This window comes from Hydrocoleum sp. CS-953 (assembly GCF_002260545.1).
GTDB lineage: Bacteria > Cyanobacteriota > Cyanobacteriia > Cyanobacteriales > Microcoleaceae > Trichodesmium.
In genome coordinates this window covers 1-8,234 of sequence record NZ_LGSU01001228.1, presented here as the reverse complement: position 1 = coordinate 8,234, position 8,234 = coordinate 1, and the positions used below count along the sequence as shown (strand labels likewise).

Genomic DNA, 8,234 nt, shown 5'->3' with positions numbered 1-8,234 from the left:
ACCCTTGATATTTTAACCAATTAACTATTGTCAATACAAGTTTCTCGGTTTCTCCTATCTTAAAAAAAATAGCAAATTTGGTTCTCAAAAGTAGCTTTTTCAAATCCCTCTCTAATCTAACCATTCTGGATTCCAAAATTTCTCAGAATAAAGCTTCTGTGTCAACCTAATTTAGGATAACTTTAAATCAAAAAATATGGCAGATTTAGACATATCAAATAATCCAATCTGCCACGATAAACTTACGATTTTAAAATAACTTTATACAGCTAACTTCTCAACTGAACAGGCATAATTAAATAAGTCATTTTCAACCCACCCAAAGGATTTAAAACCACCGGAGTTGTAGCCGTATTTAACTGAATAGAAATCTCCGAAGCTGAAGGAATAGCCTTCAAACCTTCAATCAAATATTTCACATTAAAAGCAATTTCTTCCGGCTCATCACTAGAAATTTGTGCAGCCATAGACTCTCTACCACTTCCCACATCTTGAGCATCCACAGATAAAGAAATCTCCTGATTAACATTATCAATCGTACACTTCAAAATGTTATTTTTCTGGTCAGCTAAAACAGCAATTCTTTCCACCGCTCCTAAAAATTGTTTCCTATCCACATTAATTTGATTAGTAAACTTATTAGGCAATAATTGTTGGTAAACTGGATATTGACCCTCCAATTTTCGGCTAGTTAAACGTTGCTCTCCCAACTCAAAAATTACCTGACTTTCATCAAATTTCAACGCCACAGAAGAATCAGATTTACCCATCCCAATCATTCGTTCAATTTCCCTTAAAGCTTTTGCTGGAATAGTTGCTTCAAACTCTGCAACTTCCTCAAGCTCTTCAGTTTCTTCCTCATCCTCTGCTGTTACACTTTCAGTCTCAACTATTGCCAACCTATGACCATCCGTCGCAGCAAATACTAAACCATCTGGTTGTACTTTTAAATTTACTCCCGTCAATACTTGTTTAGTTTCATCGGGACTTGTGGCAAACAAAGTTCCTTTCAAACCATTAATCAAAGCTTCCGGTGGTAAATTTACAACTTCCCCATCTTCCACATTAGGTAACTCAGGATATTCCTCCCCTCCCATACCTCTGACTTGATAACGTCCAGATGTAGAAGTAAGAGTAGCGATCGCTTCTCCTTCATCATCATCAATAGTAATATTACCGTCTGGTAGTCTAGAAACAATATCGTTAAATAATTTGGCAGGTAAAGTAAAACTTCCACCAGTTTCTACAACTGCTGGAAAACTGGAACGAATACCTAAACTGTTAGAGTCGATGGGGTGTATTACCGCCCGCACCTCTCCTTCAGAACCCATCGTGCGACTTTCACCGCAATAGGCTCCTAGATAATCTTAGGCTTGTGGCCTTTTGCCCATGTGGATGTAATCGTGACATAACTCATGTACTGCTAAGAGATTCTTAGGCTTCCAATTGTCGTGATTGCCGTCGGTGTGATGCAGTTCTACCTTTTCGTTGCCGTCCAGGTAGTTTCCACAGTGTCCACATTTGTAGCCTTGCCGTTTTAGCGCTTTTTCTGTGTGCCCGTCGTAGAGTTTAGAGTTTCTTTTGCTCCAGTAAATAGAGTCTCCGTCATAGGGAGATTTGTTGCCCTTGACCATGACAAACTTATTTTCTGAATATGGCACCGCCGGAAATGCTTGCTTGACGAGTTCTATGGCTTCATTTTTACCTTTATTTTTATCTTTGATAAAAGTCTTGAAGGCATCGTGGTTTAAGTACCATAGGCTAAACCTTGAACCGTCCATCCTGCAATAGCGGTGGTAATTCCTCCAGCCTCTAATTATTGGGCCTAGTTTCTTAGCTTTCGTGGCTGTGGCTAATACAGAATTATTGACTATGGTTTTAACTTTCTTGCGAAAATTTTCGTAGTTTTCCTCTGAGGGAGTGCAACGAAATTTTCCGTTTTTTTGCACCTTGAAGTGCCATCCCAAGAAGTCAAAACCTGCCGTTGTCCGTGTAATCTTTATCTTTTCCGCCGATACATTCATTCCACGCTTAGTTAGGAATTGCTGTACTTTTTCTAAAATCTTCTCAGCGTCGTCTTTTGGTTTGAGGAAAAATACCATGTCGTCCGCGTATCTCACCGAAGGATGGATATCCTCTATGCCATTTAATGCTATATTGGCCAAGAGTGGTGATACTACTCCACCTTGCGGTGTTCCCTGTTCTGGGAATTCTGCTGATACTCCTGCCTTTAGGCATTCCCATAACCCCATTTTGATTTGTTGAGGAGCAATTACTCTCTTCATAATCTCATTGTGGTTAATTCTGTCGAAACATTTTTCAATGTCTAATTCGATTACCCTTTTCTCGTAGCCTTTTACCCGACTTTTTAGGTTGTTAAAGACGAATTGTTGTGCGTCTTGTGTACTCCTACCGGGTCTGAATCCGTAGCTTCGGGCATGGAATGTTATTTCGTGGGCTGGTTCTAGAGCATATTTGACAAGACATTGCCAAGCTCTATCTGCGATGGTTGGTATTTTGAGAGTTCTAATCTTCCCGTTCTTCTTTAGGATTTTAACTTCTCTTAGTCCTTGATGTTCCCAATTATTTGCTCTTTTTAGTTTCAAGACTAGGTTGAGCCTTTCTCTGAAGTTTAAGGACTTTTTCCCATCTATCCCACAAATTTTCTTCCCAGAATTTAGCTGAGTTACTTGTCGTACAGCAAGCATCCTTGCAGCGCGGGACTTCAGCACCAGACGTTGGAGATTTTTTACTTTCCGGAGGTCTCCATTCTGCATGGCTTTGTAGATTCGTTTTTGGAGGCGAAACAGATTTTTCTGGAATTTCTTCCAGTTTACGCTGCTCCAATCTTCACTATGACTATTCATGTGTCTAAGCATGCTCTCTTACTAAATTTCTCTACGCTGATTACCCTGCAAGCAATTATGGCTTGCATCCTACCCGCTGGAAAGGTTTCCGTGCTTTCCCACCTACTCTGGTTTTCGACCTTTACTCCAGAGACTTTCTCAGCGTTTTTCTTCGTTCCGAATTGCAGATTGTTTTGACGGTTTAGGGCTATCCAATTCATCTACACGACCCCCAGGGAATGCGTCTATTGACTTATGATGACGCGGGGATTTCTCGTGTTCGTTCGGAGTGTTTTATTTGAGAACTCCGTTGGGTTTTAAGACGCTTTTTAAGGATATTCCGTAAAGTACCCATGCCGTCTCCCCATTACCCCCAGTGTGCCTATCTCTCTTGGCTCTGATTGGGGCCTGATGCCAGCTTCGCTCTGTCAGTGGAAAGGTCTGACTCGGCGTGGCCAGGTCGGGAGTTCGTTATCCCTTAACGAGCTGGGTTTTCACCAGCATCCGCAATTCAGTTATCTAACAGGCTCTTCTTTTGGTGGCCTCGCTTCTTGCAGGCTCTTCCTTGGTGGCCTCGTTAGACCCTGTTCATACCCCTTTAGTCTCTAAAGGCTCCTAACAGGAACGAATCGCACTAAGTCAAAACCTGTTAACTCTAAACGTTGATTTTCTAAATCTGCTGTTAATAAAACATTTGCTAATACTGGGTGATTAGGTCGAGAGGGAACTGCACGACTAACTAAAGAAAGGTTACTACTTAAGTCACCTTGAGTACAAGTTAATTTCATTGGAGTTTAGTTATTTATATAAGGAACTAGAGGCTTGTTCAACAAAACTCACCTCAGACTGAAATCCTAACATTCTTAACTTGAGTAATCTAGATTTCTAACATGAGAGGAAAAATATCAGTAATAAAATCTCAAGTTAATATCTGTGGAAAATGTGGAAAACTCTAAAAAATCTTTACTATATCAATGATTTCACGAATAAATACCCTGTGGAAAACCTGTGGAAAAATCTATTTTTGGGTCAAGAAAAAATTTGAGATTTTTGATAGCTTCAATTGTTGAGATACTTCAACCAGATAACATATTCTCTATTTCCAGTATTCATACTTAATATACTAGATCCAGATCTTAAGGTTCAGATTTGGACTCTTGCTATCTAATTTGAAATGTTTGAGGCCAATTTTATTGTAGATTTTATATTTTTCCACAAATTTTCCACAGGAAAAACAGTTTTTGCAAATCAAAAGTTAAAATTAATTATTTACTAATTCCCAAAAAGCGTGAGCTACAAAATTCTGGGCTTGAGGGAACAGGGAAGTAAACATAAAAGTATAGCATCAGCTTACTGAGAAACGCGATATTCAATAATTAATAATTACCTCTTCTTATAAAGAAGAGGATTGACTAAAAAGATTTTTTTTCTCCATGAATGGAGAGGTTTTATACCTTAAATTTTCGGTAATATAATGTAAATTTTAAAATATTGTAGACTTTAATAAACCCGCTTTGAATCCACAACAACTACAAGTACATGTAATTTTTTCCTACCTATTTATGAGTCTAAACTCTCGACCAATTTTTTCTGTTTTACCTTCTAAAAATATTCTGAATTTTCTTCAACCTATCACTAATCACGACTAGAAAAATTAATCCGATCGCTCAACTGTCGAATTGTTTGAGCAAAATTTAAGTCACTACTTTGTAACTGACTAATTTTGTCACAACTATATAAAACAGTGGTGTGGTCTTTTCCTCCAAAAACCTCTCCAATTTTTGGCAAACTCAAATCAGTATGTTGTCGCATCAAATACATCCCAACTTGTCTTGCCAAACTAATTTCTCGCTTTCTAGAACTACCTTTTAAATCCTCTATAGATACATTAAAATTTTCCGAAACAACTTTAATAACTGCCTCTGGTGATGCCGCCAATTTTTCTGTTTGTGGATTTAAAATAGGTGCAATATTATCCACAGTCATAGGCAAACCAGAAATAGAAATATAAGTAACAACCCTAGTCAAAGCACCCTCCAACTCCCGAATATTTTTAGGATATCTAGTTGCAATATACTCAATTACATCTCTAGGCAAAACCATATTTTCATACTCAGACTTTTTCAGTAAAATTGCCATCCTAGTTTCCAGATCGGGAGCTTGAATATCCGCAATTAATCCCATAGAAAACCGAGAACAAAGTCGCTCTTGTAAACTAGGAATTTGATTTGGAGGTCTATCAGAAGCTAATACTACTTGTTTGCCAGCTTCATGTAAAGTATTAAAAGTATGAAAAAATTCCTCCTGAGTATATTCTTTACCCTCAATAAATTGAATATCATCTACTAATAAAACATCTGCTGCTCGATAATGGTCTCTAAAACTTTGCAGACTATCTTTACGAATAGCAGCAATCAAATCATTAGTAAATTTCTCTGTAGAAACATAAAATATTTGAGAATCAGGAAAAATATCTAAACGATAATGACCAATAGCCTGCATTAAATGAGTTTTTCCTAAACCAACTCCACCACATAAAAATAAAGGATTAAACTCTCGCCCTGGAGACTCTGCCACTGCTAAAGAAGCTGCATGAGCCATACGATTATTCGGACCTACAACAAATCGAGAAAACATATATTTTGGATTAAGATTTGCTGGTTTAGGCTTTTGTATAGATAGACTTTCTAGAATATCAGGACTTTTATGCTCAGGCCATATAAGTCCCGAATCTTCTTTTGCAGCATCTTCATCTATAGAAGTAGTTAAGTAAATTTCTACTGGGTAACCGAGAATATCATGTACGACATCAGCAATGGTTTTTATATAGTATTTCTGTAACCAATTCCGAGCAAAAGGATTAGGGGTGCAAATTACTAGACAATTATTTTCTAATTGTTCAGCATTGGCTGTTTTAATCCAGGTTTCAAAAGTCGGTCTGCTTAACTGTAATTGCAGTCTTTCTAAGACTTGGTTCCACAAATTATCAAGAGAAATTTCCACTGCTAACCTCTTTATTATGTTGGTACAGAAATAAATTCAATTTATAAATTATTGAATAAAAATTTGTTGCTCATAACTACCAAACAAGTTAATTTTTTGCTCGGAATACTGGTTAAAATGTCAAATTAAATTGTGTAAATTGTAGGGGGTTTGGTTTCCAATTGATAATGGATAATTAATCAATTCGGTTGAAAGCCTCTTCTAATAATTAATAATTGACAATTGATCATGGATAATTGGAAAGAGTTCTTTAAATCTCTAATTTTCTCTCCCTATTTCTATCTAACTCGTTCACATACTCTAAATTATCAATTATCGATTATCCATTATTCACTATCCATTGTTAAAGAGGTAATTATCCATTATCAATTAATTAACAAACTCCTACAAGATATATAGCAATCCCCGCTTATGTTGCGGGTAATTAAAAAGTAAATAAAAAACTTGAAACTCCCACCTGTTGCCAGTTAAGTGTTCCCTAAAAAGCAGTAAGATTTTTGTCGCGAATATGCGGAGGATTGCTATAGATAAATTTAGTGAACAATATAATTTGTATTTTCTTTTATAGTTATTATGTTATTATATTTTAGGTTGACAAATATAACTTTTTATGATAAATAGGGGAGTAAAACAGGGCAGAAGTAAAAGTACAATTACAATTAGTGAAAAAGCTACTTAGATAAGCCATAAAAAGGTTAATATCAAGATTTAACTATTTAACTACCCATCAACTTAAAAATTCTAAAATTTTGATGGTCTAAAAGTGTGATGTGTATTAGTGTTTACTCGTCCATATCTCCACTACTATGCCTGGAATACTAATTGCCAATGTGACATACCTTGCCAAAAAGTTGCTGGAAATTACATTATAAAGTCAACTTTCTTAAGGCTTCCCTACTTCTGGGTAAATATTAATTGATAAACTTTTTCTGCCAACTCAATGACCCAAAAGTAAAACCAACCAGACAAAGACTGATATTCTTTACTTACTGTATGTTGGTAAAATCCTACCAGTATAAAATTAGAACAAACAATGTAATTTTTGTTTCTCCAGTGAGGCAGAATGGAGAATTAAAAACAAAGCTCAGGATATCTCCGAATAAATAAGCAGATTGACTGAGAAACCCGAACCTGAATCTCAGGCCATACAAGAAACTGCCAGCTAACTCATATAACCAACCTTTAATGGCACAAACTTTATTATTTAACGCTCTCCGTGCAGCCATTGATGAAGAAATGGCAAAAGATCCAACTGTATATGTTCTTGGTGAAGATGTGGGTCACTATGGAGGGTCCTACAAAGTTACCAAAGACCTTTATCAAAAATATGGAGAACTACGAGTCCTTGATACCCCCATTGCAGAAAATAGCTTTACAGGAATGGCCATAGGTTCAGCTCTAACTGGATTACGGCCTATTATAGAAGGCATGAATATGGGCTTTTTATTATTGGCTTTCAACCAAATTGCTAATAATGCTGGAATGTTACGCTATACTTCTGGGGGCAATTTCAAAATTCCATTAGTTATTCGTGGCCCTGGTGGTGTAGGCCGTCAGTTGGGTGCAGAGCATTCCCAAAGATTAGAAGCTTATTTTCAAGCTGTTCCTGGTTTGAAAATAGTAGCTTGTTCAACTCCATATAATGCTAAAGGTTTACTTAAGGCAGCTATCCGTGATGAAAATCCGGTTTTATTTTTTGAACACGTTCTTCTCTATAATTTGAAAGAGGATTTACCAGACGAAGAGTATTTATTACCTTTAGATAAAGCGGAAGTGGTACGCAATGGAAAAGATGTTACTATTTTGACTTACTCCCGAATGCGTCACCATGTTATCCAAGCAGTAAAAACTTTGGAAAAACAGGGTTATGACCCAGAGGTAATAGATTTAATATCTCTTAAACCTCTAGATTTTGAAACTATTGGTAATTCTATTAAGAAAACTCATCGGGTGATTATTGTTGAAGAGTGCATGAGAACAGGTGGTATTGCTGCTGAGTTAATTGCCTCTATTAATGAAAGATTATTTGATGAATTAGATGCACCTGTTTTGCGGTTGTCTTCTCAAGATATTCCTACACCTTATAATGGTACACTTGAAAGATTAACAATTGTACAACCAGAACAAATTGTTGAAGCAGTACAAAAAATGGTGGCAATGAAAGTTTAACTTGTAGGAAGAAGGAAGAGGGAAAAAGGAAGAAGACTGATTAAATTTTTAACTTTTTTGAGTAAAATCAACTTTTACTTCTTGTTTTCTGCTTCTTACTTCCTGATCATCAAATCCCCAACTGAATGCTTCCAACTTCAGTCTTATTTCTTCCTTCTTAATTCCTCTCATCAGTTTTCAAGAATTAATAATTAATAATTACTTATTCTGTAATAG

At 36.4% G+C, this 8,234-nt stretch carries 4 protein-coding genes and 1 pseudogene; 1 reads left to right on the top strand and 4 read right to left on the bottom strand.

The window, feature by feature from the left end; all coding sequences use genetic code 11:
* Positions 1 to 269: 269 nt before the first annotated feature.
* The 4 genes and pseudogenes from dnaN to dnaA form a co-directional block, all read right to left on the bottom strand.
* Positions 270 to 1,331 (bottom strand): DNA polymerase III subunit beta, encoded by a 1,062-nt coding sequence (gene dnaN / locus AFK68_RS20760; protein ID WP_094674721.1) that lies wholly within the window; start codon positions 1,329 to 1,331, stop codon positions 270 to 272.
* A 36-nt stretch (positions 1,332 to 1,367) separates the two neighbouring features.
* Positions 1,368 to 2,867 carry a reverse transcriptase domain-containing protein gene (locus tag AFK68_RS20755; protein ID WP_210407536.1) on the bottom strand — a complete coding sequence of 500 codons (1,500 nt, stop codon included), beginning with the start codon at positions 2,865 to 2,867 and terminating at the stop codon, positions 1,368 to 1,370.
* Positions 2,868 to 3,481: 614 nt separating this feature from the next.
* Positions 3,482 to 3,634, bottom strand: a pseudogene (locus AFK68_RS20745) (DNA polymerase III subunit beta); the annotation flags it as partial.
* A gap of 847 nt (positions 3,635 to 4,481) precedes the next feature.
* Positions 4,482 to 5,849 carry a chromosomal replication initiator protein DnaA gene (gene dnaA / locus AFK68_RS20740; RefSeq protein WP_094674713.1) on the bottom strand — a complete coding sequence of 456 codons (1,368 nt, stop codon included), beginning with the start codon at positions 5,847 to 5,849 and terminating at the stop codon, positions 4,482 to 4,484.
* A 1,185-nt stretch (positions 5,850 to 7,034) separates the two neighbouring features.
* Between dnaA and AFK68_RS20735 the strand changes: the two genes are divergently transcribed.
* On the top strand, positions 7,035 to 8,018 hold the full coding sequence (locus AFK68_RS20735) for an alpha-ketoacid dehydrogenase subunit beta (protein WP_094674711.1): 984 nt from the start codon (positions 7,035 to 7,037) through the stop codon (positions 8,016 to 8,018).
* Positions 8,019 to 8,234: the final 216 nt, after the last annotated feature.